Raw genomic sequence first — 23403 nt, 5'->3', positions numbered from 1 at the left:
TAAAATAACCCCAGCAAGAGAAGCTACGAAGAGTGCTAACCCGTCGTTAAAAACAAGAGATTATGACTGTTGCAACCCAATCCGCCAAAGAATTGTCCGTCGAAGAACTGGCTATTAACTCGATCCGCTTCTTGGCTATTGATGCCGTAGAAAAGGCAAAATCGGGACACCCAGGACTACCAATGGGCGCGGCTCCTATGGCTTTTGTCCTCTGGGATCGCTTTTTGAAGTTTAATCCCAAGAATCCCAAATGGTTTAACCGCGATCGCTTTGTCTTGTCTGCTGGTCATGGCTCGATGTTGCAGTACGCCCTACTGTACCTGGCAGGCTACGATAGCGTCACCATTGAAGATATCAAACAATTCCGTCAATGGGAATCCAAAACCCCTGGACACCCCGAAAACTTCATGACCCCAGGCGTGGAAGTCACAACTGGCCCGTTGGGTCAAGGAATTGCCAATGGAGTTGGTTTAGCGATCGCCGAAGCACACCTTGCCGCTAAATATAACAAACCCGATACCAAGATTGTTGACCATTACACCTACGTAATTTTAGGTGACGGTTGCAACATGGAAGGGATTTCCGGTGAAGCTTGTTCTTTTGCAGGACACTTGGGATTAGGTAAACTCATCGCTCTGTACGACGACAACCACATTTCCATCGACGGTTCCACAGATGTGGCATTCACCGAAGATGTTTCTAAGCGCTTTGAAGCTTACGGTTGGCACGTTCTCCACGTCGAAGATGGCAATACCGATTTAGAAGCGATCGCCAAAGCAATTGAAGAAGCTAAATCTGTCACCGATAAACCATCAATGATTAAGGTCACAACCATCATTGGTTACGGTTCACCCAATAAACAAAACACTGCTGGCGTTCACGGCGCTGCTTTGGGTGGAGACGAAATAGCATTGACTCGGAAAAATTTGGGTTGGGAATACGAGCCTTTTGATATTCCACAAGAAGCCCTCAACCACACACGCAAAGCAGTGGAACGCGGCGCAAGCTACGAAGCCGAATGGAACAAAACATTTGCCGACTACAAAGCTAAGTATGGCCAAGAAGCGGCTGAATTTGAACGTTACCTAAGCGGCAAGCTACCCGATGGTTGGGATAAGGTACTACCCACCTACACCCCCGAAGACAAAGGATTGCCCACCCGCAAACACTCAGAAAACTGCCTCAACAAACTAGCGGCGGTTTTACCTGAATTGATTGGTGGTTCGGCTGACTTAACCCACTCCAACCTGACCGAAATCAAGGGCAAGGGCGACTTCCAAAAAGGGAACTACGAAAACCCCAACATCCACTTTGGTGTGCGGGAACATGCTATGGGCGCAATCTGTAATGGTATAGCGCTGCACACTTCGGGATTAATTCCCTATGGTGCTACCTTCTTGATCTTCACAGACTATATGCGTGCTGCCATCCGCTTATCTGCCCTTTCTCAAGCTGGCTCGATTTGGGTGATGACTCACGATTCCATTGGACAAGGTGAAGATGGGCCCACACACCAACCCATTGAAACTCTAGCTTCCTTGCGAGCCATTCCTAATTTATTAGTGTTTCGTCCCGCAGACGGTAACGAAACCTCTGGCGCTTATAAAGTAGCGATCGAGAAAGCGAAGCAAAACGCTCCGTCTCTGTTGGCGTTCACCCGTCAAAACGTCCCCAACTTGGCAGGTACATCGATTGAGGGTGTAGCAAAGGGTGGATACACCGTTGTTGATAGCGAAGGTACACCTGATATCATCTTGATTGGTACTGGTTCAGAATTGAGCCTCGCCGTTGGCGCAGCCGAAAAACTTAAAGCCGAAGGTAAGAAAGTTCGTGTCGTCTCGCTACCTTCATGGGAACTGTTTGAAGCACAGGATGCGGCTTATAAAGAGTCCATTCTGCCAAAAGCTGTCACCAAGCGTTTATCTGTAGAAGCTGGCGCTAGTTTCGGTTGGCACAAATATGTGGGTACTGAAGGCGATTGCGTTAGTATTGATCGCTTTGGTGCTTCAGCTCCAGGCGGTGTTTGTTTAGAGAAGTTTGGTTTTAGCGTTGATAATGTGTTAGCTAAGGCTAAACAATTGTTGGGTTAATAGCAACAGAATATTCTCAAAATTTTGTGGGGTGGGCTGAAAGGCCCGCCTTTTTTATGTAAAAAAAGATTAGCTATAATTGGAGTAATAAGTTACTAATTGGGAGGAAGTTATGCAGGAAGTTTCTGAGGAAAGAGACGTACTTCTAGCCCGGATAACAAAAATTGTAGAACATTTAATGCAAAAGGATAGTAGCTATCAGTATTACCTAGATAAAAATAAAGCTATTCAAATGATATTTAAATACTATTCTGAGAAAGTTTCTATGGAGGAACTAAAAGCTATGTCTGATTTCAGATTAACAGGCTTTGTTGAGGGAGATATGATGACTTTGTTATTGATTGAAGGGGAAGATGATATAGACCTGAAAGCAACCCCTTATGGTTAGATATGTTAAATTCCTAAGCACAAGCATGATTTATCATTTACATAACTTAATATAATGATTATGGACAAGGTGATCGCGTTATAATTTTTAATGCACTACACAATATAGTACTATAGTACTATATCAATTATAAATTACTATTTATACTGAGAGGCAGTATGAAAGCAGAGCTTCTCAAGAGATTTTTTAGAGCGATCGCTAGTTCAGATCAAGAAGCGATTGATAAGCTGACATATTTAGTGATTGAGGAAGAACGCAGTAAGGGACATACTCTCTTAGCTGACCAGTTAGAGAATATCACTAAAAAAAGCCAGAAAGAGAAGCCTACTAACATTAGCAAACCTGCTTCTTCTCTTCTCTGCGAGACGCTACGCGAACGAGACGCTACGCGAACAAAACCAGAAAAATTACAGACATTAACTGAATTATCAACCAGTAAGCGATTTAATCTTCCCTTAGTAACTATGATACCAAGGGATCATTTGCGGCATCACATGGTGTTGCCAATAAATATTGAAAAACGTTTCTGTCGAATTGAACGCGAGTATGCGGCTAGAGATAGGCTTGCTCATCATGGATTGCGTTACAGACAAAAAATTCTTCTGTATGGGCCTCCTGGGTGTGGAAAGACGCTAGGAGCAGAACGTCTAGCTTGGAATACAGGTTTACCACTTTTGAAAGTTCGGTTTGATGCAATGGTGTCGTCTTTTTTAGGCGAAACTGCGAGCAATTTAAGGCTTGTATTTGAGGATGCCTCAAAAAGTCCATGTTTATTGTTTCTTGATGAATGTGACTCAATTGCTAAAACACGAGAAGACTCTCAAGAAGTAGGAGAAATTAAGCGAGTAGTCAATACATTTCTTCAAATTTTGGATGAGTATCAACCCTCTTCTGGGCTTTTAGTAGCAGCTACAAACCTAAATAAATCCCTAGATACTGCTCTTTGGAGAAGATTTGATGACTTAATCGCAGTACCCAAACCCGGAGAACAGGAGCTAGAATTTATACTAAAGGAAACACTATCTGCAATTGAAGTGGGATCTATCAACTGGCCAAGGATCATTGAGCAGATGAGAGATTTTTCTGCGGCTCAAGCTGTGAGGGTTGCACAAGATGCAGCAAAAAGAGCAATCCTTGAGCGAGAGGAGCTAGTGATTCAGGAACACTTAGAAGAAGCGATCGCAGAAATCAAAGTTTTTTAGTATTAATTTTTGGTGTCGGAGAAATAAATGGTTGATAGTTCTCAGGGTTTTCCGCATATAGATCTCAGATTGACAGACAAGGGTACAGCAAAATCTTTAGGTGGCGGTGGTAATAAAAAAGATACTCAGACACATATAAATTTGTCTAACCGCCAGGGACACGGAAGTAAAATCCAAGAATTAGTATCTTCTCTCATTGACGATTGGAAAATAACTCAACAGCAACAGGAAGAAGAGAAAAAACTCATACTTCCTGATTCTATGCCTTTAATACTACAAATTGACCCGGAAACTTTTGATTTAGATGATCTAAGAACTTCCGACATAGAAATAATATCTGAGTTAGAAAATGGATATATTATCGGTGCGTCTGCGGATACTAACCTTAGTAAACTTCAAGATAAAATAGAAAAATTTTTCAATGAGCAAAAAGGTGGTGGTGTCATTGCAAAAATATTGAATATTCTTGACAAAAATCAACGCCCAGAATTTATTTTGTCTTCAAAATTATTACAGGAATGGGATCAAATAAAAGATGAACAGGTTTATGTTGTTGAGGTAGGTATATCTTGTTTAGGAACTACAACAAAATTACGTGAGTATCCAGAACAAAAAAACTATAAAAAGCCTGAAAATTATGTAAAAGCAATCAATAACTGGATTGATAATCGTGATATTACATATGATGAATGGGATGACTTAGCATCAAAAAGACAACAAGATTTGATGAGTTTTATTAGCAATCCTAAGTATAAATATAATGGTAAACTTTTAAGTAGCTTTATTGAAGATAATCCTCCTCAATTTTCTGAAGCACCAGACAGTTTTTCATGTCTTATTCAAATATCTGGTCTATGTTTAAAAGATTTGGTATTTAATTTTTCTTATATTTTTGAAGTAACTGAAAAAGATAACATTGCTGAACCATTTTCTCCCAATGGTGAAATATCTAATATTAGTAATATATCTTTAGTTTTACAACCACCAGAAAAAAATGCACCTAATGTCTGTGTAATTGATAGTGGTATTCAAGAGCAGAATCCACTTTTAAAAAATGCCATTGATTCGGGAAACTCAAAATCTTGGATTCCTTTAGAATTAAACTTAACTGCTGATCTGGTGAGTAATGGTGGTCATGGAACCAGAGTTGCTGGAGCAGTGCTTTATCCAATAAGTGTGCCTCGGAGTGGAACCCATCAAGCAATTTGTTGGCTTCAAAATGCAAGAGTGCTGGATAGTAATTGTAGATTATCTGACAAATTATATCCGCCTATACTTCTAGAAAACATCGTAGACTTCTACTATAGTCAAACGGGAACAAGAATTTTTAACCACTCTATTAATGGAGATGTTCCTTGTAGAACTAGGTATATGAGTGCTTGGGCAGCAGCTATTGATAAATTAACATATGAAAAAGATATTCTTTTCATAGTATCTGCTGGAAATATCCCTATAGAAAGTCACCGAATTTCAACAAGACTATCTGTTAAATCTCATATTTTAGCAGGTAGACCTTACCCAGACTATCTTTCTGAAAACTCTTGTAGGATTGCTAATCCAGCACAAAGCCTTCAAGCATTAACTGTTGGCTCAATTACTCGAAATTCTTTCCGTGACTTATCTTGGTCTTCATTAGGAGAAAAAGACCAACCATCAGCATTTTCTTGTTCTGGGCTGGGTATATGGGACACGATTAAACCAGAAGTGGTTGAGTATGGTGGTGATCTTGTGAAAGATGAAGGTCAGCCACCAAACATTACTTGTATCGCAGGTACAGGCCCTGAGTTAGTAAGGTCAACTTTAGGTACTGGTTCTACTCCTATAGTTGCCTCTGACACTTTTGGAACTTCATTCGCAACACCAAAAGTAAGCCATATTGCGGCTTGTCTTGCTGCTGAGTTTACTGAGGAAAAATGCTTATTATATCGGGCATTAATTGTTCAATCAGCCCGATGGCCAGAATGGGCTATAGCAAAGAGTGATGAAGAAAAGAAGAATGTTATTCGTCAAATTGGATATGGTATTCCAAGCCTTGAGCGTGCCTTGAGTAATACTCCAAATCGTAGTACATTAATTACACGAGGAGAACAGCTAATAAAAGCTGGAGATGCTCATATTTATCAGGTCAAACTACCGAATAGTCTGAGATCGCCTGGAGAAGAGTTTGAGATTCTGATAGAAATTACTTTGTCATATAAAGCTGAACCGCGTCGAACTCGGCGCAATAGAAGAAAGTATCTTTCAACTTGGCTTGACTGGGAGTGTAGTAAACAAGGAGAAGATCCAAAGCATTTTCTTGGCAGGGTTTTAGCTAATTACAATGTACCAAAAGATGCTGAAAAGGGGGATGAACTCTTTACATGGACTCTTGGTAAAGAGAAGCATTATAAAACAATCAAGAGTGTATCAAGAAGTATAGGAACAATTCAGAAGGATTGGGCTTTAGTGAAATCTTATAACCTTAGAGAAGCATTCTGTATTGCAGTAGTAGGACACGAAGGTTGGAATAATGATCCATACGCTGAGGTTCCATACTCTTTAGTTGTGAGCTTTGAAGCTATACAAGCTGATATTTTAATTCATACGCCTTTTGTTGAAGCTCAAGTTGAAACAGAAATTCAACCACTGATAGAAATTCAATCTATTGTAGTTAGCTGAGGCGATCGCAGCCCCGCAACCAGCTATAAAAAATGCCGCTATCAAAATCCAGAATTACCCTGGCTGCGCTAGTGGAATAATCAAGGTGATTTGCTACAAACAGAAGCGCGATCGCAACGCTTGGCCGCTAAACTAAGGGAATTAAATATTAATCCTGCAAGTTATTTTAATTTTTTTGTCAACTATCTTTAGATATATAGCGTAAACAGTACGCGATTTATCATCACAAGCCGCTTGCTAGTACTCAAAAAATGAAACTTTCATACCTAAATATCTATAGTCCATCTTTAGTTCATTTTGTCAATGGGTAATCTCTAGTACCGCCTAATGAATCAGCAAGGCCTTCTGAAGACTTAATTTATATTCATGCTTTGAGTGGATGCAGTTACGACTTTATAAATGCGATTATATATATGTCCTCAAACAATAGATAGTTGCTGTTGTTCAATTGAAAAAATATGGTTTTCTCGGACTCCAGTAAGTTTAGATTTATCTAATTGTTTGATGTTTTGAGAAGGTAACACAATGAATAATATCCTAAAGCGCACACTTCTACCCAGCCTCATGGCTGCAAGTTTAGCTGGTGTCACATTAGTTCCCGCTAAACCAGCTGCTGCTGATGACCAAGTATTAAGAGATGCAGGTATTGGGGCTGTTACCAATGTAGTCACCGGAGCAGTTAGAGGAAAGCGTAATGTATTAAACAATGCTATAAGAGGTGGTGTCACTGGTGCAGCTGTTAATGGTGCAAATGGTCTGAGAAACAATCGCCGTAACCGGAGCGTTGTTCAAGATGTCGGAGTCGGTGCAGGCGCTAGCGCAGTAACTGGTGTAATTACTGGTAATAGGAAAGATACCCTTGGGAATGCTGTTGATGGTGCAGCTGTAGGTGCAGCAATCCATCTGCTAACCAAATAAATAATTCGTAAATTCATCACCTAAAATACTTCCCAATTGCTAACGGGTTGCTTTGTAAACACTGCGAACTTATCCCTCCCCCAATTCCTCTCCTTCTAGGATGAGCAAACATAACCCCCTTTCCCTAGTAGGGAAAGGGGGTTGCTGGGTTAGATTTATATTGGGATATATGCCACCATCAGGTTCAGATGACTTTAAACTTAATAGTAAACTCTAACCCTTCAACGCCTTTCTAAAGTTTCGACGATAGGATGGATTTGTAATAAATAAAGCTGGCCATAGCAAAGATAAACCAATGCGATTGGGCAAAGTTGGATTAAAATTAGTCCGTCCAAACCCATTCCAAAACTTCCAAACGCCGCCTCCGTAAACTACTATCAAGGCAAAAATAATAAAGTTACCCATTCCTATCAACTCCGTTAGTAACTGACAGAATTTAAGTTAAGTTTTACCACACGAGGTAAGCACTACATCAGCAATACCGAGAAGGTATGACTAAACTCCTTAGCGTGGAACATCTAAATTAGTTAAACACACATTCTCTTATTCCAGTGTAGATTAGCCTCACGCATCGCAGCTACTTATGACTGGTGGCCACCTAACTCAAAGGACGTAAAAGCGTTATTTCTAGGGTGTTTGGGCAATAGATGTTGCTTGTATAACAGTTAAGCCTTTAGTTTCTAAGACACAACAGCATTTTAAAACGCCTAAGAGATTAGGATTAGTTTCTTACTGTAGCTTTAATGAAATTTTTTTGCTATCGATTGCGACGGGATAAACCAAAGATTCATAGCAGTATGTTCCGGTGTCAATGCTGATCGCTTCAGTACAAAAAAGTCTATCCCATATTTCTGAATGAAATTTCGTACATTTTACCTCAAGAATTGACTCAAATCTGCCTAGCCAAATTCGGCGGATTATCCTTATGCCTCATCTACCCAATAAAGATAATATCGTTCAGTATCCACCCAGCCTCTCTGAAAATCTTTGATTAGAACAATTTTCAAATCATTGCCGTTGACATTCAGTTTACGATTTAAAATGAGCAAAATTTTCTTTTGCTCATCTTGATTTTTGAGTAGAGTATTAATTTGGCTTAATATCTCAGTTTGTTCGACATCTTTACGACCAGTTTTAAATAAGGTAAAGCTTCCCATTTTTTGAATCTCAGGATAGTAAAGCTTTCGATTGAGATAACCCGATAAAGGAGCCATATTTGCATCTCGACTGGCAACAATAAACTCATTAGCTAACCCAGCTTTTTGAATATATTGAACTGTTTCCCGACTGGCAGAAAATGGTACCATTAAATCTCTTGAAAAACTATAAATACCTCCCAAAAACTGGACATAAAGAATTAGCATTAAAGCGATATGATGCCATTTATAAATAGATATAATTGAATTTGGACGAACATGAAGTTTATTGAGTATAACTAGAGACTCTTGATAATAACTTCCCAGCCATAAAGCTGCTATCAAAACTAAATATAAATGTCCAAAATGCCGAGGCATACCTATAAATCTGAAGTATGTAAAGGCAAATATTACAGAACTACCTATAATGTAGAAAAACAATGCTACTGGCTTTTTAGATAATTTAATTAAGGTTAAAATTACAATTAATAGACCAATTGTCGCACAAATAATTAAATCCAGCCATTTTTTATGTTGAGGAATAATTAATAAATAAGCACCAAATATTCTACTTACGCTTCTCAATAAATGACGGATATCTAATTTTGTTAACCAACCATTATTTAAACCACCATGAAGATAACTATCTGTTGGAGGAGTAATAATATAAATGCATAAAACAAAAGAAACTATGATAATTATAATACTTAAAAATAAATCGTATTTTTGGCTTTGACTAAAATACTGCTGGCGATGTTCACTATCAAAACAAAGTTCAGCTAACAAAGTCAATAATAAAGATAATGATACCAATAAACCATAAGCACTACTATTTGCTAGTAAACCCAATAAAATTGCCAAATAAGTATAAGTTCTTTTTCTGGATGCAAAAACTGTACAGAATCCAAAAACAAATAACATACTAAAGGCATAGTTTCGAGAAATTAAAAGATACTCATAAAAAGGAAAAAAACCAAAGGAAAAAAGAAATTTTTGTTGATAGTTAAAAGGACTATATAGGCAAAAAAGAGTAACCGAAACAACAGTAATTGCCAAATGAAAAATTTGCATAATAATAGGATTATCAACTATTTTTCTCAGAACTCCCAGAGAAAAATACCATAGAAGAGGATGACCTTCATAACGAATATTTGCAATGAAATCTCCTAAAGATTCACTATCCCTGACAATGAGCCAGGGATTTAGTTCATCTCGCCACATGGAATGGTTGAGAATACCTATTAAACCAAGAACAGAAAAAATAATAATAATAAACCAAGGAGAATGAAAAGGTAATCTCGAAGTGTATGTGATGAGTTTCTTGTTTAGCATTGTTAGTTAAAAATCGTTCTAAAAATGCTATCACAATCTGAGAGACAACTTATTCATCAAAATATTATCTTGATTCTTTAGCTATTTAGACGAATAGATTGTTTTTGATTTCTACTTATAACTTTCTGGTATACCTACTGGTGATAAACCCGCGATCGCTCGTAAGTTTTGGCAACGAATTAACTCAGTAAAATTTAAACCAGAACGCCCTTCAATTTTGGCTACCGCTTCAATTGCAGATAACAGGTGCTGCGCTGCTTCAGTTTCTGAATAACCACGCCGTTGTGCTATGCGAATTGCTGCTGCATCAGCATTTAACTCTGACTCTTGAGACTTATTAGTGCGCCAGATCCGAAAAGCAGCGATCGCACTCAATCCCCCAGCTACGGCTACACCCACCACATCTGATTGTGCTGCTTCTAATAATCCCCCTAACAGTCCGGCCAGTACTACGCCTTGATAAATGTCGGGTTTAAACCACTTCACCCCCGTCAACCAGCTAAGCATCTGCAACAGCAGCAAGTCTCGTTGCGCCTTGGTCAGACGACGCCACAAATCGAAATTAATATATATCGGTCGCGCCTGATTCCAGGGTTGGGGAAAGGAGGCTTCAATGACTTTTGCCTGATCTGGCTTACTAACGATTTTTGTCGTCATCCGACCAGAGGCAGGCATCACATCTAACAAACGGCGAATTTCAACATTTGGCTCCATAAATTTAATTATTAGCCATAATGTGCATCGTAACTATTTTAGTTGGCATTCGTGTTAACCTTTGATTTGTGAGATGCGATCGCAGTCTTTCTAAATGGTTGTTCTATTAGTAAAAACCTCTGTAAATGGCGAGAAAGTGAATAGATTCAGATCAAGCCATAAAAATATTGATTCAGCAGTTTGATAGTGTGGCGGGATTTTATCGTATCCGTTTGCCGCTAAATTCAAAACCTCAAAGTTTTGGATAACCATTGCTACTACACTTGTAACAACATGGACGCTTTTGCTACCCTTCCGCCTGAATGGACAAATAAGGCAATACATGCAGACAATTTTTGCTGTCCTAATTGCCACTCAAGTAGCCGAGAAGCTGAAAAAGTTTGGCTAAATCGGCGATCGCCTGTATTTACAGAAGACCGTCGTCGCAAATGGCAAGAGTTTTATTACTGTCACTGTGGCTCTGTGTGGTGGGCTTGGAGTAGCGATCGCCCCCCAAAAGATATATCTAATCAGCCAGATTATAATCCTACATAGCTAATTTTCTTCCTAAACAAAACCCCACATTTACGTGGGGTTTTGTTTATCTAATTCTCACCTTTATCGAAACACGATTCAGGAATCAAATTTCATCACCAATTTTAGAAGGTGAAGGTAGTACGTAGAGTACCTACATAGATGGTATCGTTAGTGTCGTTATGCTCTGGATTGAAGATTACTAATACACCAGGAGTTACCTGAATATTATCGGAAAGCTTGAACTTGTAAAGACCCTCTAAGTGATAAGAGGTACTATCGTCTAAATTAACATTGGTGGCGGCATTTTTTATGCTGCCACCAGTAACTTTGGGTGGTTGACCAAAGATAAGGCCCAAGACGTTGCCTTCTCCACCAAAATCTTTCAAAGCAAGCGCTCCAGCCCAGTACCAAACATCTGCGTCTGCACCCGCATTAACGCCAGTCCTAGCATCGGCAGTTGTATAACCTCCCCAACCACTAATAGCCAACGTGGGGCTAAATTGGAAGGTAGCCTCTACACCGTAGTTATTAGATTCAGTGCGAGTACCAGTCCCAAAGGGATTATTGGCAAAGGCGCTACCTGTACCTTGAAAGAGGCTATTGGCAGCATTGCCAGCCAAGTAAGTACGGGCGTAAGTTAAACCAATATTGAAGGCTTTGCTCGGTTGAAAAGATAACTGACCAAAGATGGTGTTATCACCATTGAACAGCCCGTTATTAGTACCGGGATTATTAGCACCAAAGATACCACCAGTACCACTTGTAGGTGCTAAATAAGCACCAGTCAAACTGAGAGGGCCGCCAGGATTGAAAGTAACAGTCACACCAGCACCATTTTGACCTTGACGATAAATAGGGCTGAAACGTCCGTAGCGAGAGAGCGCACCTCTACCAGAGCTTGCAAAGTCAGGGTTGAAGGTGTTTACGTTTTCGTATAATTCACCACCACTAGCGTCAACCTTGACACGTAGCGCGTTAGCAAAGTTGAAAGCATAGTTGACTTTATCAATCACAACCGAGTTGCCGTTATCTCCATCAAAACCCAAACGGGTCATGTTAGTACCACTACCAGTAGCGGCTGTAGTAGCGGTTGCAGCAGTCCCAACATTAGAAACGATATTGCCAGCATTCAAACGGATTTGCAACTGGTCTTTACCAGTGAAACTGCTGTACAAGTTCAAACGCACCCGGTCAGAAAAAGTGGTGTTATAATTCAAATCTTGAGTTGAATCACCAGCAGCAACTGCTCTATTGTCACCAAAAACATCCGATACGGCGAAAATTCCTTCCCCAACCAACTTGGTAGTAGTGGAGAACTGATTAGCTTCCAACTCAGCAGTGCGGGCTTCTAGTCCATCCACGCGACCGCGCAGGGTTGCTAGTTCAGCAGAAAATTCTTCTTGTAAGCGCTGTAAAGTAGCCAGGTCTTGTTTAGTAACCAAATCAGCAGTAGCTGTAGCAATAAGTTCATTAACCCGGTCTAAACAGGAATTCAAACCTGCGGCAAATTCATAACGGGTCAAAGCACGGTTACCACGATAGGTACTGTTGGGATAACCTGCAATACAGCCGTAGCGCTCAACTAGAGATTGTAAAGCTTGGAATGCCCAATCTGTGGGCTGCACATCCGAAAATTGCGAAACTGATGTTACCTGACTCATGTTGTTATCTTGAGCTTCAGATAACTCGGCAACATTTGTTACCTGTTCGTTGACTTCAGCAGCTACAGCGCTATTGGCAGCAAAAAATGCAGCAGCTAAAACAACTGGACTAACCTTACAAAGATTCCAGAATCGTTTTGTCATGTTATTACTCTCACTCACACCTACATAATCCAGCTATGATAAAATGCTTAAAACACTTTACTTTCAGGAATTTCACACACAATCACAGTCATGATTATACCTTTATACTGTGAGAAATACAAGCCCTTTAATTTAGTGCTGAACTATAATTTTGAATTATTTTATGTGAGAACCTCAAAATAATGCGGCGTTTGTGACGTATAACTGTTCCTTCTTCCTCCAACTGTTGTAGGAGCCGAGTAACTGTTACTCGCGTGGTATTTAACACTTCAGCAATATCTTGATGAGTAACATTTAGATCAATTAGCTTACCCTTCTCTACATCACGTCCAAATTTTTCACTTAACCATACTAAAAACTGCCATAAGCGTAGCGAGATTGGTTTTCGATGCACAATGCTTAGTAGATTTTCTGACTGTTGAATATGAGACAACAAAGCATTAATATCTTGATGCCACAAATGAGGTGGCACAATGCTTATTTCCACGCCTGTGAGACATTGAATCTGGTAAGGCTTGACCCTAGACAAAGGATAGCCAATCAGATCCCCTAGTCCCCAATAACCGAGAGTGATGAATGTTCCATCTTCACTCCACGTTAAGGTACGAACTGCACCGTGCTCAATCCGCCAAAGTACATCATTTTGAAGTGGAATTACTTCCCTACGGGTAAATATCTGCTGGGGTAATTGTCCGCCCAAAGCAGAGCTATTTGATAAGACAGAAGAGTTTGAAGTAGGAGTTGTAGAATATATCATTAACCGTAACTACATAATTATCAGGGAATCTCGCTATTTACAATCATGAAGAAACTCTAATAATTTGTATCAAACTTTACCTGTATAATTGGCAGCGTATTCTTCTCAATTAGAGCTAGAGACTAACTCAACATTTTTTCTGGAAACAACTTATACATTGAGTTATTTATCAGTAAGATAGACCGGAATTTTTCAGTTGTTTATCTGTTACTTTAATTGTGCAAGTTTAAGAATAGGTAAGCTTTTAGTAAAATATTTAGTTATTTCTACCTGATGCGTAAGTCTTAATTTAATTCGATTATGCAAATTATACCAAGTTGTCTTTGATCGTATTATTTGCTCGGAAGTCAGTCCAAGAGCCACCTTAGTTACAAACAAGACTAACTTTGGCAACTTGGTATTAGATGTTTTTTAGCTTACTAAGTCGCTTGAGTCGTCAGCCTTTGTTTGTAGAGGTAGTGGCTAAAGCTTGTGGACTCATGAAGCGTCAATTAAGAGCGTTGACCGGTGACAATATATGATACCCTTTGACCGATATTAGTCGCATGATCTGCCATGCGTTCGAGACAACGAATTGCCAGTGCTAGCAGTACAATAGGCTCGACTACACCAGGCACATCGCGTTGTTGGGCTAAAGTCTGATAAACGCGATCGTAGGCATCATCTACAGTATCATCTAGGCGCTTTAAACGGCGTCCACCAGCTTCATCTAAATCTCCCAAAGCCTTTAAGCTAGTTGCTAGCATCGACTGCGCGTGAAGAGACATAGCTTCAATGTCGGGCATTGACGGATGAGGCGCGTAAGGAAAAATTTTAATCGCAATCTCAGCTAAATCCTCAGCATAATCGCCAATACGCTCTAAGTCGCGCACCAGCTGCATAAAGGCACTCAAGCAGCGCAAATCTTGAGCCGTAGGCGCTTGCAGCGTCATAATCGCCGTACAGTCTGATTCGATTTGACGATAAAAGCGATCGATCTTTTTATCTAATCGGGGAAGTTCCTCAGCTGCTGTCAAGTTACGAGCAAATAACGCTTGGTGGCTGAGGCGAAATGATTGTTCTACCAAAGCACCCATGCGTAAGACATCCCGTTCTAAGCGCCTAATGGCGCGTGCGAGTTCGGGTCTTTGAGGATTAGGACTGTAATGGGCAGCTTTCACACTTGTTATCTCAAAGGTGAAGATATTATTAACTATAGTCTTGGCTTAAAGAGTTTGCCACAACTTCACAAAACTGGAGTTGCATCCACGCACCACCAGTTTCTGGATGGTTCATAGCTTTGATTGAACCACCGTGGGCGTGAATAATCTGCTCAACGATCGCTAATCCCAATCCATTGCCAACGATCGCCGCTATAGAGTTACCATCTTGTGGGGAATGGGTTCGCGCTTTATCTCCTCGATAAAATCGCTCAAAAACATGGGGTAAATCTGCCTCAGAAAATCCGATTCCAGAATCAATAAGATTTATTTCGAGAATTAGGGAAGCAGCATTATTATCTTTTGTTGATAAGATTTTCGCCTCAATGTGAATACTTGTACTGGGAAGACTGTATTTAATACTATTGTCTAGCAAGTTGAGAAAAACCTGGTACATACGGGCTTGATCTGCCTTAATCCAAACATTTTCTGGGCCAGAATAAGAAAGAGACAAATGTTGGCGCACTGCTAAGGGTTCTAGTGTTTCCCAAACCGATGTAATTAGCGATCGCAATTCTACAGCTTTGGCTTGCAATTGCATGTTTGGGTTTGCTTCCATTTGGGTGAGGTCTAGCCAGCTTTGCACCAAGTTAATCAGTCGGTCAACTTCTTGCATTAGGCGGTTAACCCAGCGATTTAAAGGTGGTTCCAAGCGGGTTTGTAAAGTTTCCGCAACCAAGCGAATTGAGGTTAGTGGCGTTCTGAGTTCGTGTGCTAAATCAGAAAAATAGCGATCGCGTACTTGATTTATATCTAATAGGGGTTGACGATTTTCTAAAAAGACTCCCACTTGTCCATTGGGTAAAGGCAGGCTAGATGCCCGCAAAGCCAAAGATTTTATTGTTGCCATCTCTGCGGCATCATCACAAGATGGATGAAATATCCATTCTCCTGTCTGTGGTTTTTGCAAATCACGAGTTTGCTCAATTAAATGGTCAAGTTCATAAGACCTTACCAACTCCAGTAACAAGCGCACCTGTTCTGGTTGCCAGTGCAGATACAAAATTTCCTGCGCCTGTTGATTGCACCACAGCAGTTGATTTTCCTCATCCACCTGCAAATATCCCACTGGTGCAAAATCTAGCAGGTCTTGGTAAGTTTGCAATGACTGCTGCAAATCTTGCTGGTGCTGCTTCACCATCGCTATTTTCTGCTGCAACCCAGGAATTAACAGCAGTCCCATCTTGTAAGAATGCGAGGTTAACGGCCCGAGTAAGCGCCCCAGGTAACGGTTAAGTTGAACCTGTTGCCAAACCCAAAACCCAATGCCTACCGCTAAACCCAGAAAAAATCCCAATAAAAGCATTTGAGTTGTTAGTTTCTTCGTGACTACTAAAAACTAACAACTATCCCAACTAATTATCCAAACCTATAGCCAAAACCTCGTACAGTCACAATATATTCGGGATGACTGGGGTCTTGCTCTAATTTTTCGCGCAACCACCGAATGTGAACGTCTACAGTTTTACTATCGCCAACGAAATCTGGCCCCCAAACCTGATCTAGCAATTGTTCTCGTGACCATACCCTGCGGGCGTAACTCATAAACAGTTCCAGCAAGCGGAACTCTTTGGGGGAAAGATTCACCTCTAGACCACGAACCAGCACGCGGCATTCTTGGGGATTCAAGGTGATATCCTTGAATTTTAATACTGCTACTGGTGGTAAATTACTTAGGCGTTGGCGGCGGAGTAAAGCACGACAACGAGCCACTAACTCGCGCATACTAAAGGGTTTGGTCAGGTAGTCATCTGCTCCCACCTCTAACCCCAGCACTCGGTCAGTTTCACTACCCTTAGCACTCAGCATTAAAATTGGTACTGGATTTCCTTGATGACGCAACAAACGGCAAATATCTAGCCCATTGATTTGCGGCAGCATCAAATCAAGAATGAGCAAATCAAAGGGAAGTTCCCCCGAATTGGTTTCAAAACTTTTGAGATACTCGATAGCAGACCGCCCATCGGGTGCTGTTGTTACCCCATAACCTTCCTCTTCAAGGGCTACAGCTAGCATTTCCTGGATTAATTCTTCATCTTCTACTACTAGAATTCGGCTGGTTTGTCCAATGTCCGTTCTAGCAGAATATTTGGTCGATTCAGTGGTATACATTGATATGACAAAAGTCTAGGACTGTGCTTGTATCAATTAAGATGATTAAATTTATTATCTAGCCTTACTGCAACCACGCTTCTACTAAGGTTCATTCTTTTAGATTTTCTTTACAAAAAGTAACATAAGTCACAGCACCTCCTAAATCAAAAATCACTGTGGCTGGAAGGGCAAAAGCGTTTCTATGAACAAAGACTGCAATCTCTAGAACAAACTATCGCTAATCAAGAGATGCGGATTCAAAATCTTTCTAAACAACTCGAATCTGCCCTGAAACAAGTTCAGGATTTGGCAGTTAAAGCTATTGAAGGTACTTCAAATGTTAATTCATAGCAGGCTATTAAAGAAATAGCTTTAAAACAGGCAAAAACTCAAGCTAAAAATAAATAAGCTTATTTATTTTTGATGAAAATTGTAGAGACTTGATTTAATTTAAGTCTCTGCAAGGAAGTATAAAGCTTTTTATTCGGTTCTCTTTGGTTTGCTGATGTCTGACGGTGGCTGTGGTTTCTTCTTCTTTGTTCCGGTAGCTTTTGTTTGCTTAAATGCTTGATTGTAATTTGGTTCTTGACTAGACATAATACTAAATTTTAAAATCTATTACTATCTTATCTACATCACCAGTATTGTTGATTACAGAAATATATCATAAAAAATTTAAGTTTATTTAAAAAATCAAAGCGCTGTAATTTCAACGTCTCAATAACAGAGGAAACCTGCGCTCTTTAAAATCACAAATAACTACCCATGTTCCTTTGCTTGCGCGAGTAGGCGGTAATGGACAAGCCAGACTTACTATAAATCCTGGGAACGACTGTCTATAAAGTGACAAGGGTGATGATAAGCTTTATGGTGTCCACGGTGATTTTTCTAAGGTTATGGCATTATTGATGACCTTAGATTTCATAAGTTCCACTTAACTGTTTTTCCGAAGAGTCTGAAAACCTTGATTTTGTTATGAATATACGTCTCGTGTATCAAGCACTTTCGACTGCTGCACTGTTGTTATCAACATCAGGAGCTTTCTTTTGTCAAACTGTATTTGCTGCTGATTTTAAACCAACCCCTTTGATCGTTGATGATGATGGTAGTCAAGACGGGATGACAGCTTTAGCTTATATGTTAGCCAATCCCAAATTTGATATTCAAGCAATTACGATCGCCCAAGGTATTGCCCGTCCAGCAAGCTTTGTGAATAATCTGGAACGCATGTTAGGAAGACTAGAAGTATCTGGTATCCCTGTTGGTATTGGTAAAGCCGATCCTTTGGCTGGAAACAATGCTTTTCCAGAATTCATTCGTGATGGTGCAGAAACTTTTTGGTCTCCTTTTGTCCAACTACCAGACACAGCACCACCAGTTGAAAGGCGAAAGGCAGCAGAACTAATTGTGGAGAAAATTAAGCAGTCACCTGAACCTGTGGCAATCTTAGCAACCGGCACTTTAACTAATATTGCCGAAGCTTTGCGACTTGATCCCTCCATTATCAGTAACATTGCCGTCGTCCAAATTATGGGAGGCGCTGTCTTCGTACCAGGAAATCTTACCGTCCTTCCTGATCCTCCATTTTCAACCAACACTGTTGGCGAGTTTAACATCTGGGTCGATCCTTTAGCGGCTCAAGAAGTATTTGCCGCAGGATCACAAGGATTAAAAATTGAGTTGACTCCTCTAGATGCGACAAATGAAATTGGCTTTTCTCGTGTCGATCAACAAGCATGGCTAGCAACTGGAACACCTGAAAGTAAGCTAGCGGCTGAATTTTTGGATTTTGCTTTAACAGTTATTCAAAGTAACAATGACCCGAATCCAGCCTGGGATTTAGTTGCTGCTATTAACCTTAGTGAACCAAATTTCTCAAAGGAAACTCCTTTGTACCTGGAAGTCGATACACTCTCAGATCCAGGAACCACTCAAGGACAAACTTTTGCTGTTCCTAATTTACCTCCTAATGTTCTAGTTTCGTTAAACCCTAGTTTCAATAATTTGCCTTTCAGTGCTAGTGAAGTTTTCTCATATCTAGAAACTGAGTCTGTTCCTGAATCTAGCCCTATTTGGGGTATTTTGGTCTTGGGTGCAGCAGGAATTACTTTCCAAATTAAGCGGCAATTCAAGCACTAGTACTGCAAGGCGGAAGTCAAAATTTAAAATTTAAACAGGTGTACACCGTAAGGATTTTATTAATTTTGAATGGATGGTTTATTTCCGCCGTGCTGTACTAGTATCAAAAAAAGGTTGTAGGATGGGCAAATCATTTGTCCACCTTACAATCCTATGGTGTATACAGTAGCCCTACAGTTTTAACAAAGCCAGAAAAGATCAAGCAAAGGTAGAAAAATCTAGATTGGGGGGGATATCCTGAATTCTCCCTAGCCCGATCGCTCGTAATGCTTCTTTGAGTAAAATATCCCCAGTATACAAGGCACGTCCGACAATCACACCAGTCACGCCTTGAGGTTCTAACGCTAACAAACTCAACAAATCGGTGACAGAACTTACCCCGCCAGAAGCAATTATCGGGATGGAAATTACTGCTGCAAGTTCTCGCAAAGCTTCTAAATTGGGGCCGATAAGTGTCCCGTCACGGTGGATATCTGTGTAAATGATGGCGGCTGCACCCAATTCTTGCATTTGTACAGCCAGTTGAGTTGCTAAAACTTCTGAGGTTTCTAACCAACCGCGAGTTGCTACTCGGCCGTTACGGGCATCAATGCCAATAATAATCTGCCCAGGAAATTCTTCACACAGTTGTTGTACTAACTGGGGTTGTTCTACGGCGATAGTGCCGAGAATTGCCCACTGTATGCCTAGATTAAAGACTTGTTGCACGCTGGTGCGATCGCGCAATCCTCCACCAATTTCAATGGGCACTGACACTGCTTGTGCGATCGCTTCAATTGCCCCCAGGTTTACTACTTTACCTGCTTTGGCACCATCTAAATCAACTATATGTAATCTGGTAGCACCTTGATCTACCCATTGTTTGGCAACATCAGCAGGATTATCGCTAAAAACTTGCGAGCGATCGTAGTCTCCTTGATACAGTCGCACACAGCGACCTTCTAGTAAATCAATTGCTGGAATTACATCCATTTAACTCTTCCTCATAACTCAATGCAATCAAAACCCTAGCTATTGCTGGGCTTCCTATTTTTCATTTTCCATTTTTAATTGCTTTACAGCCTGTCCAAAACCCAGCACAAGCAAAATATTAGAAAGCGTCAAAAATACTTCTGCACCACCGTGCAACCAATCCACATCTGCCAAAGACTTGCCATAATGCAATACAGCATAAATCCCGGCTGGGATGGTGATGGCAACAAAGACGAGAGTGCCATAAAATCCATACAGCGCTAAACGCGGCATTTGCGGACTGCGGCTGAGAAACCACAAGAAACCCAAATAGGGAAACAGTGAAAGTGCAAACAGGGTTTCTTTAGAAATCATTGCTCTGATTTGATAGGTTTTGGTTCAACATTATTAACAGACTTGGTAGAACGCCAAATCAAATACGCTGCTGCCCAAAGTGTAAAATTACCAACTAAGGTCATGGTAGCTTGAAGCGTTACCAGCCATTCCAGAGATTCGGCGTTGTCGAAATAATGCCAGGTACAAGCACACATGGCGCTGACTAAAGCTGGTAACATGGCAAGGGATAATCCCCACCAATTGCGATTACCAGTGAGTTCGCCGTAAGTCCAGATTAACCAAATGGCGACAATCCACTCAATAACGCTAGAAACATGAATAATCCAGGTGGGAATCGATAGGGCGTGCATAAAGTGGGGAGTAGGGAGTAGGGAGTTAAGAGTTAAGAGTTAGGAGTTTTCACATCTTTATATATATATAGCTACGTTAAAAAAGTTGTTAATTTAAAATCCAAAATCTAAAATCTAAAATGGTCAAGATGCGGGCGTTATTGTCTGGATATTACGGTAAAGGTAATGGTGGTGACGAAGCTTTGTTGGCAACGCTTTTGCAAATGTTACCATCTCATGTAACCCCTGTGGTACTTTCGGGGAATCCAGAGGAAACGCGCGATCGCTACAATGTAGAAACTTGCGATCGCATGGCTCCTTTACCTGTACTGCAAGCTTTACGCTCAAGTGATGCCTTGATTTGGGGCGGTGGGAGTCTCATCCAAGATGTTACCAGTACTATCAGCCCATTTTATTATGGCGGACTGATGGCATTGGCGCAGAGAATGGGTTTGAAAACTATTGCTTGGGCACAGGGTATTGGCCCGTTAGTGCGTCCGCAAACTCGTTGGTTGGCACGGCAAACCTTTAGTAATTGTACCAAAATTAGTGTCCGCGATCGCGCCAGTGCGGCTTTATTATCTGATTGGCAAATTCCTTGTATTATAGCTCCTGACCCGGTTTGGGCCTTGGAATCTAAACCAGTACCGGGACTTTGGGATTTACCTGCGCCGAGAGTTGCGGTAACGTTGCGATCGCATCCTCAGCTTACAGAAACACGTTTAGCAAACTTAACTCGTGCTTTGGTTGACTTTCAAAAAGCTACGCAGGCTTTTATTTTACTACTGCCATTTCAAAAAAGTGAAGATTTAAGTATTGCCGAAGCCATCCAACCACATCTTAAAGATGTTAGCAAGATTTTATGTCTGGAAGATCCACAACTTTTGAAAGGTGTGTTTCGCGGCGTGGAAATGGCAATTGGGATGCGCTTACACAGCTTGATTATGGCAGCATCTGCTGGTTGTCGCTGCTTTGCTCTCAGTTATGATCCTAAAGTAAATCGTCTCATGGAAGACTTGCAAATGCCTGGATGGGATTTAGCTAGTTTACCAGATGACCCTAATTTGATTAGTCTGACTTGGATGGAACATTACGCTAATGGTGATCCGTTATCACCAGAGCAAATACAATCTTTAGTAGATAGAGCATTAATGCACCGCGAGTTGTTGAGCGATGCTTTATGTAATAAGTAAAATCAAATAATGTTGAGTCAAGAAAATGCAAAACTTATAGAAATTACAAGTTGTACAAAAGAATCATATTGTGTATCTACGTAAATACCTCTTTTCCGGCTTTTATTAATCATTCTTTCGGGAGGAGTGAGTAATTGTCAAAATTATATGAAGTAGTTATAAAAATAGCTTAGTATTTATTATCTAGTTTTACTTTAGCGATATTATTTACTAAATGCAAAAATAATTATAATGATAAGCTTTGGTTTTTGGAACTTAATTATAGTAATTTTAGTTGCTGTAGTTCTCAGAAATAATTGGCGATTAGATGAAGAAAAGGCAGCCTGGAAAAATTCTTTATTCTTAAAATCTTCAGTGATGCAACGGTTGATACAATTTTTTCGTCAACCAATTGTGAACTTCCTCGTCCAAGCAGGTGTTGTATTAGTCGTTACAAGATTCCTCTGTTATACAGGTTGGCTACTTTATTTCCTAAACCAGCCAAATCCACCTTTATGGGATTTTCAGTGGTATTATGTGGCGAGTAAATTGGCTCATCAGCATGTGAGTCCTTTTAATGTCGAGATTTTTAATCAGACTTTCTGTAGCATAACTACGGTGTGTGGCTCTCTTCCACCGTTTGTCTATCCACCTAATATTATTCCTCTCATCTGGTTTCTCGGTTATTTTTCGATGAATACTGCATATAAAATCTCGATTTTAATGCATATATTAGCAATTGGTTTAGCCTTGTGGGGAGCAAATATCTTACTAGAGTCTAAGTCACGAGCCTTCAGAACTATTTGCACAATTTCGGTTGCCTTGATTTATGGCGTAATTCGCGATCTTCAAGTTGGTAATGTTGCAATTTTTATTGCAGTTCTTATCTTATGGATGTTTATATTCGCTAGAAAAAATAAGGGTATTCCAGCAGGAATGTGCTTAGGAATTGCCCTTTTTAAACCAACATTAGCTGCACTATTCGTTCTGTATTTTCTACTTAAAAGACGGTTTTCTCTAGTTTTTGTATCTATTATCACAGTAACTTGTTTAGCATTTTTAGGTCTAGCCTTGACAGGTAATTCTTTAACACAATTCGTGTCGGATGCACTTCGTGGATTTTCCCTCTGGCAAACCGATCCCGCAGTTAGCCCTTATCTATCGATTAGTCGTCTCGATTTGATGGTTGTGGGCCCGAGATTACTTCCTAATAACCCATTCTTTGCCAAACTTTTGTCAAACTTAATTGTTTTGATACTTCTTGGTTTTGCGGGTTGGTATTGCTATCTACAGCAATCTCTCACTGATTGGTCAAAAAAAATATATTTGGCAGAAATGGCAATAGTTTCTTGCTTGAGTATTGGCATCACCTATTCGCAGGAAACTAGTTCTGTGATGTTAATACCTGCTGTTGTTTTTTTGCTAAATGATTTGCTGTATCAGATCAGGCATTGTAAATTTTCTAGGAGAAGAATGTTTGTTTGGTTAGCAGGGGTTTGCTGTCTTGCAGTACAAACAGCAGTTATTCATGGCTGGCTCATCCACTCTCTAGCAAAGCGATGGAACGTGAAAGCAGGAGAATTGCCATACATTATGAAAATAACTATCTTCGCTCTACCGAGTTATGCAGTTTTAGGAATCACTCT

General features: G+C 40.3%; 20 protein-coding genes. 9 read left to right on the top strand and 11 right to left on the bottom strand.

All coding sequences use genetic code 11. The annotated features are described in order from the left end of the window. Positions 1-62: 62 nt before the first annotated feature. The 5 genes from tkt to VE944_RS05160 all read left to right on the top strand — a co-directional run bounded on the left by tkt (position 63) and on the right by VE944_RS05160 (position 7256). Positions 63-2090, top strand: a complete 2028-nt coding sequence (tkt, locus tag VE944_RS05180) for a transketolase (RefSeq protein WP_324973267.1) — start codon at positions 63-65, stop codon at positions 2088-2090. 112 nt (positions 2091-2202) lie between these two features. Beyond that, positions 2203-2478 (top strand): hypothetical protein, encoded by a 276-nt coding sequence (locus VE944_RS05175; RefSeq protein ID WP_324973264.1) that lies wholly within the window; start codon positions 2203-2205, stop codon positions 2476-2478. A gap of 158 nt (positions 2479-2636) precedes the next feature. Beyond that, positions 2637-3680, top strand: coding sequence for an ATP-binding protein (locus tag VE944_RS05170; RefSeq protein WP_324973261.1), 1044 nt, complete (start codon positions 2637-2639; stop codon positions 3678-3680). 27 nt (positions 3681-3707) lie between these two features. Continuing rightward, a complete protein-coding gene (locus VE944_RS05165; protein WP_324973258.1) occupies positions 3708-6338 on the top strand; it encodes a S8 family peptidase in 2631 nt (876 codons plus the stop codon). A 525-nt stretch (positions 6339-6863) separates the two neighbouring features. Next, positions 6864-7256, top strand: a complete 393-nt coding sequence (locus VE944_RS05160) for a hypothetical protein (protein ID WP_324973255.1) — start codon at positions 6864-6866, stop codon at positions 7254-7256. A 213-nt stretch (positions 7257-7469) separates the two neighbouring features. Here the strand turns inward: VE944_RS05160 and VE944_RS05155 are convergent, their stop codons facing one another. The 3 genes from VE944_RS05155 to VE944_RS05145 all read right to left on the bottom strand — a co-directional run bounded on the left by VE944_RS05155 (position 7470) and on the right by VE944_RS05145 (position 10438). After that, entirely contained in the window at positions 7470-7661 is a 192-nt protein-coding gene (locus VE944_RS05155; protein ID WP_324973251.1) for a hypothetical protein, read from the bottom strand. A 518-nt stretch (positions 7662-8179) separates the two neighbouring features. Beyond that, the gene (locus VE944_RS05150; protein ID WP_324973249.1) at positions 8180-9724 is read right to left on the bottom strand and encodes a hypothetical protein; all 1545 of its coding nucleotides are present in this window, start codon (positions 9722-9724) and stop codon (positions 8180-8182) included. A 111-nt stretch (positions 9725-9835) separates the two neighbouring features. Then, the gene (locus VE944_RS05145; RefSeq protein ID WP_324973247.1) at positions 9836-10438 is read right to left on the bottom strand and encodes a DUF3318 domain-containing protein; all 603 of its coding nucleotides are present in this window, start codon (positions 10436-10438) and stop codon (positions 9836-9838) included. A gap of 273 nt (positions 10439-10711) precedes the next feature. On the opposite strand from VE944_RS05145, the gene VE944_RS05140 reads away from it, so the two are divergent. After that, positions 10712-10972 (top strand): hypothetical protein, encoded by a 261-nt coding sequence (locus VE944_RS05140; protein ID WP_324973244.1) that lies wholly within the window; start codon positions 10712-10714, stop codon positions 10970-10972. A 104-nt stretch (positions 10973-11076) separates the two neighbouring features. On the opposite strand, the gene VE944_RS05135 is transcribed toward VE944_RS05140, so the two are convergent. The 5 genes from VE944_RS05135 to VE944_RS05115 all read right to left on the bottom strand — a co-directional run bounded on the left by VE944_RS05135 (position 11077) and on the right by VE944_RS05115 (position 16827). Beyond that, positions 11077-12759 carry an iron uptake porin gene (locus tag VE944_RS05135; RefSeq protein ID WP_324973240.1) on the bottom strand — a complete coding sequence of 561 codons (1683 nt, stop codon included), beginning with the start codon at positions 12757-12759 and terminating at the stop codon, positions 11077-11079. A 127-nt stretch (positions 12760-12886) separates the two neighbouring features. Then, the gene (locus tag VE944_RS05130; protein WP_324973237.1) at positions 12887-13516 is read right to left on the bottom strand and encodes a Crp/Fnr family transcriptional regulator; all 630 of its coding nucleotides are present in this window, start codon (positions 13514-13516) and stop codon (positions 12887-12889) included. Positions 13517-14007: 491 nt separating this feature from the next. Further along, positions 14008-14676, bottom strand: coding sequence for a phosphate signaling complex protein PhoU (gene phoU / locus VE944_RS05125; protein ID WP_324973235.1), 669 nt, complete (start codon positions 14674-14676; stop codon positions 14008-14010). A 28-nt stretch (positions 14677-14704) separates the two neighbouring features. Further along, positions 14705-16021 (bottom strand): sensor histidine kinase, encoded by a 1317-nt coding sequence (locus VE944_RS05120; protein WP_324973233.1) that lies wholly within the window; start codon positions 16019-16021, stop codon positions 14705-14707. Between the two features lie 53 nt (positions 16022-16074). Continuing rightward, a complete protein-coding gene (locus tag VE944_RS05115) occupies positions 16075-16827 on the bottom strand; it encodes a response regulator transcription factor (protein WP_324973230.1) in 753 nt (250 codons plus the stop codon). 957 nt (positions 16828-17784) lie between these two features. Between VE944_RS05115 and VE944_RS05110 the strand changes: the two genes are divergently transcribed. Then, complete coding sequence (locus VE944_RS05110; protein WP_324973227.1) at positions 17785-18948, top strand: nucleoside hydrolase; 1164 nt, start codon at positions 17785-17787, stop codon at positions 18946-18948. 198 nt (positions 18949-19146) lie between these two features. Here VE944_RS05110 and hisA read toward each other — a convergent pair whose 3' ends face one another. From hisA to VE944_RS05095, 3 genes are read right to left on the bottom strand one after another with little or no spacing between them, the layout of a single operon-like run. Then, positions 19147-19920 carry a 1-(5-phosphoribosyl)-5-[(5-phosphoribosylamino)methylideneamino]imidazole-4-carboxamide isomerase gene (gene hisA, locus VE944_RS05105; protein ID WP_324973224.1) on the bottom strand — a complete coding sequence of 258 codons (774 nt, stop codon included), beginning with the start codon at positions 19918-19920 and terminating at the stop codon, positions 19147-19149. A gap of 54 nt (positions 19921-19974) precedes the next feature. Next, positions 19975-20274 (bottom strand): DUF3593 domain-containing protein, encoded by a 300-nt coding sequence (locus VE944_RS05100; RefSeq protein WP_324973222.1) that lies wholly within the window; start codon positions 20272-20274, stop codon positions 19975-19977. Next, a complete protein-coding gene (locus tag VE944_RS05095; protein WP_324973219.1) occupies positions 20271-20606 on the bottom strand; it encodes a DUF2499 domain-containing protein in 336 nt (111 codons plus the stop codon). Before VE944_RS05095 ends, VE944_RS05100 begins: the two co-directional genes overlap by 4 nt. 128 nt (positions 20607-20734) lie before the next feature. On the opposite strand from VE944_RS05095, the gene csaB reads away from it, so the two are divergent. After that, positions 20735-21778, top strand: a complete 1044-nt coding sequence (gene csaB / locus VE944_RS05090; protein WP_324973270.1) for a polysaccharide pyruvyl transferase CsaB — start codon at positions 20735-20737, stop codon at positions 21776-21778. Between the two features lie 231 nt (positions 21779-22009). Then, positions 22010-23403, top strand: a 1394-nt coding sequence (locus tag VE944_RS05085) for a glycosyltransferase family 87 protein (RefSeq protein ID WP_324973216.1), incomplete at its 3' end; no start/stop codon positions are given.

Source organism: Nostoc sp. (genome assembly GCF_035638895.1).
In the GTDB taxonomy this organism is placed as follows: Bacteria; Cyanobacteriota; Cyanobacteriia; order Cyanobacteriales; family Nostocaceae; genus Nostoc.
This window is presented reverse-complemented; position numbering and strand designations above follow the sequence as displayed.

What these genes read in the sequence shown, in the direction of transcription:
- VE944_RS05170 (WP_324973261.1), top strand. Translation starts at nt 2,637, where the DNA reads ATGAAAGCAGAGCTTCTCAAGAGATTTTTTAGAGCGATCGCTAGTTCA.
- VE944_RS05130 (WP_324973237.1), bottom strand. Translation starts at nt 13,516, where the DNA reads ATGATATATTCTACAACTCCTACTTCAAACTCTTCTGTCTTATCAAAT.
- VE944_RS05120 (WP_324973233.1), bottom strand. Translation starts at nt 16,021, where the DNA reads ATGCTTTTATTGGGATTTTTTCTGGGTTTAGCGGTAGGCATTGGGTTT.
- csaB (WP_324973270.1), top strand. Translation starts at nt 20,735, where the DNA reads ATGCGGGCGTTATTGTCTGGATATTACGGTAAAGGTAATGGTGGTGAC.
- VE944_RS05165 (WP_324973258.1), top strand. Translation starts at nt 3,708, where the DNA reads ATGGTTGATAGTTCTCAGGGTTTTCCGCATATAGATCTCAGATTGACA.
- VE944_RS05160 (WP_324973255.1), top strand. Translation starts at nt 6,864, where the DNA reads ATGAATAATATCCTAAAGCGCACACTTCTACCCAGCCTCATGGCTGCA.
- VE944_RS05110 (WP_324973227.1), top strand. Translation starts at nt 17,785, where the DNA reads ATGAATATACGTCTCGTGTATCAAGCACTTTCGACTGCTGCACTGTTG.
- hisA (WP_324973224.1), bottom strand. Translation starts at nt 19,920, where the DNA reads ATGGATGTAATTCCAGCAATTGATTTACTAGAAGGTCGCTGTGTGCGA.
- VE944_RS05115 (WP_324973230.1), bottom strand. Translation starts at nt 16,827, where the DNA reads ATGTATACCACTGAATCGACCAAATATTCTGCTAGAACGGACATTGGA.
- VE944_RS05135 (WP_324973240.1), bottom strand. Translation starts at nt 12,759, where the DNA reads ATGACAAAACGATTCTGGAATCTTTGTAAGGTTAGTCCAGTTGTTTTA.
- VE944_RS05095 (WP_324973219.1), bottom strand. Translation starts at nt 20,606, where the DNA reads ATGCACGCCCTATCGATTCCCACCTGGATTATTCATGTTTCTAGCGTT.
- VE944_RS05140 (WP_324973244.1), top strand. Translation starts at nt 10,712, where the DNA reads ATGGACGCTTTTGCTACCCTTCCGCCTGAATGGACAAATAAGGCAATA.
- VE944_RS05155 (WP_324973251.1), bottom strand. Translation starts at nt 7,661, where the DNA reads ATGGGTAACTTTATTATTTTTGCCTTGATAGTAGTTTACGGAGGCGGC.
- VE944_RS05145 (WP_324973247.1), bottom strand. Translation starts at nt 10,438, where the DNA reads ATGGAGCCAAATGTTGAAATTCGCCGTTTGTTAGATGTGATGCCTGCC.
- VE944_RS05100 (WP_324973222.1), bottom strand. Translation starts at nt 20,274, where the DNA reads ATGATTTCTAAAGAAACCCTGTTTGCACTTTCACTGTTTCCCTATTTG.
- VE944_RS05150 (WP_324973249.1), bottom strand. Translation starts at nt 9,724, where the DNA reads ATGCTAAACAAGAAACTCATCACATACACTTCGAGATTACCTTTTCAT.
- tkt (WP_324973267.1), top strand. Translation starts at nt 63, where the DNA reads ATGACTGTTGCAACCCAATCCGCCAAAGAATTGTCCGTCGAAGAACTG.
- VE944_RS05175 (WP_324973264.1), top strand. Translation starts at nt 2,203, where the DNA reads ATGCAGGAAGTTTCTGAGGAAAGAGACGTACTTCTAGCCCGGATAACA.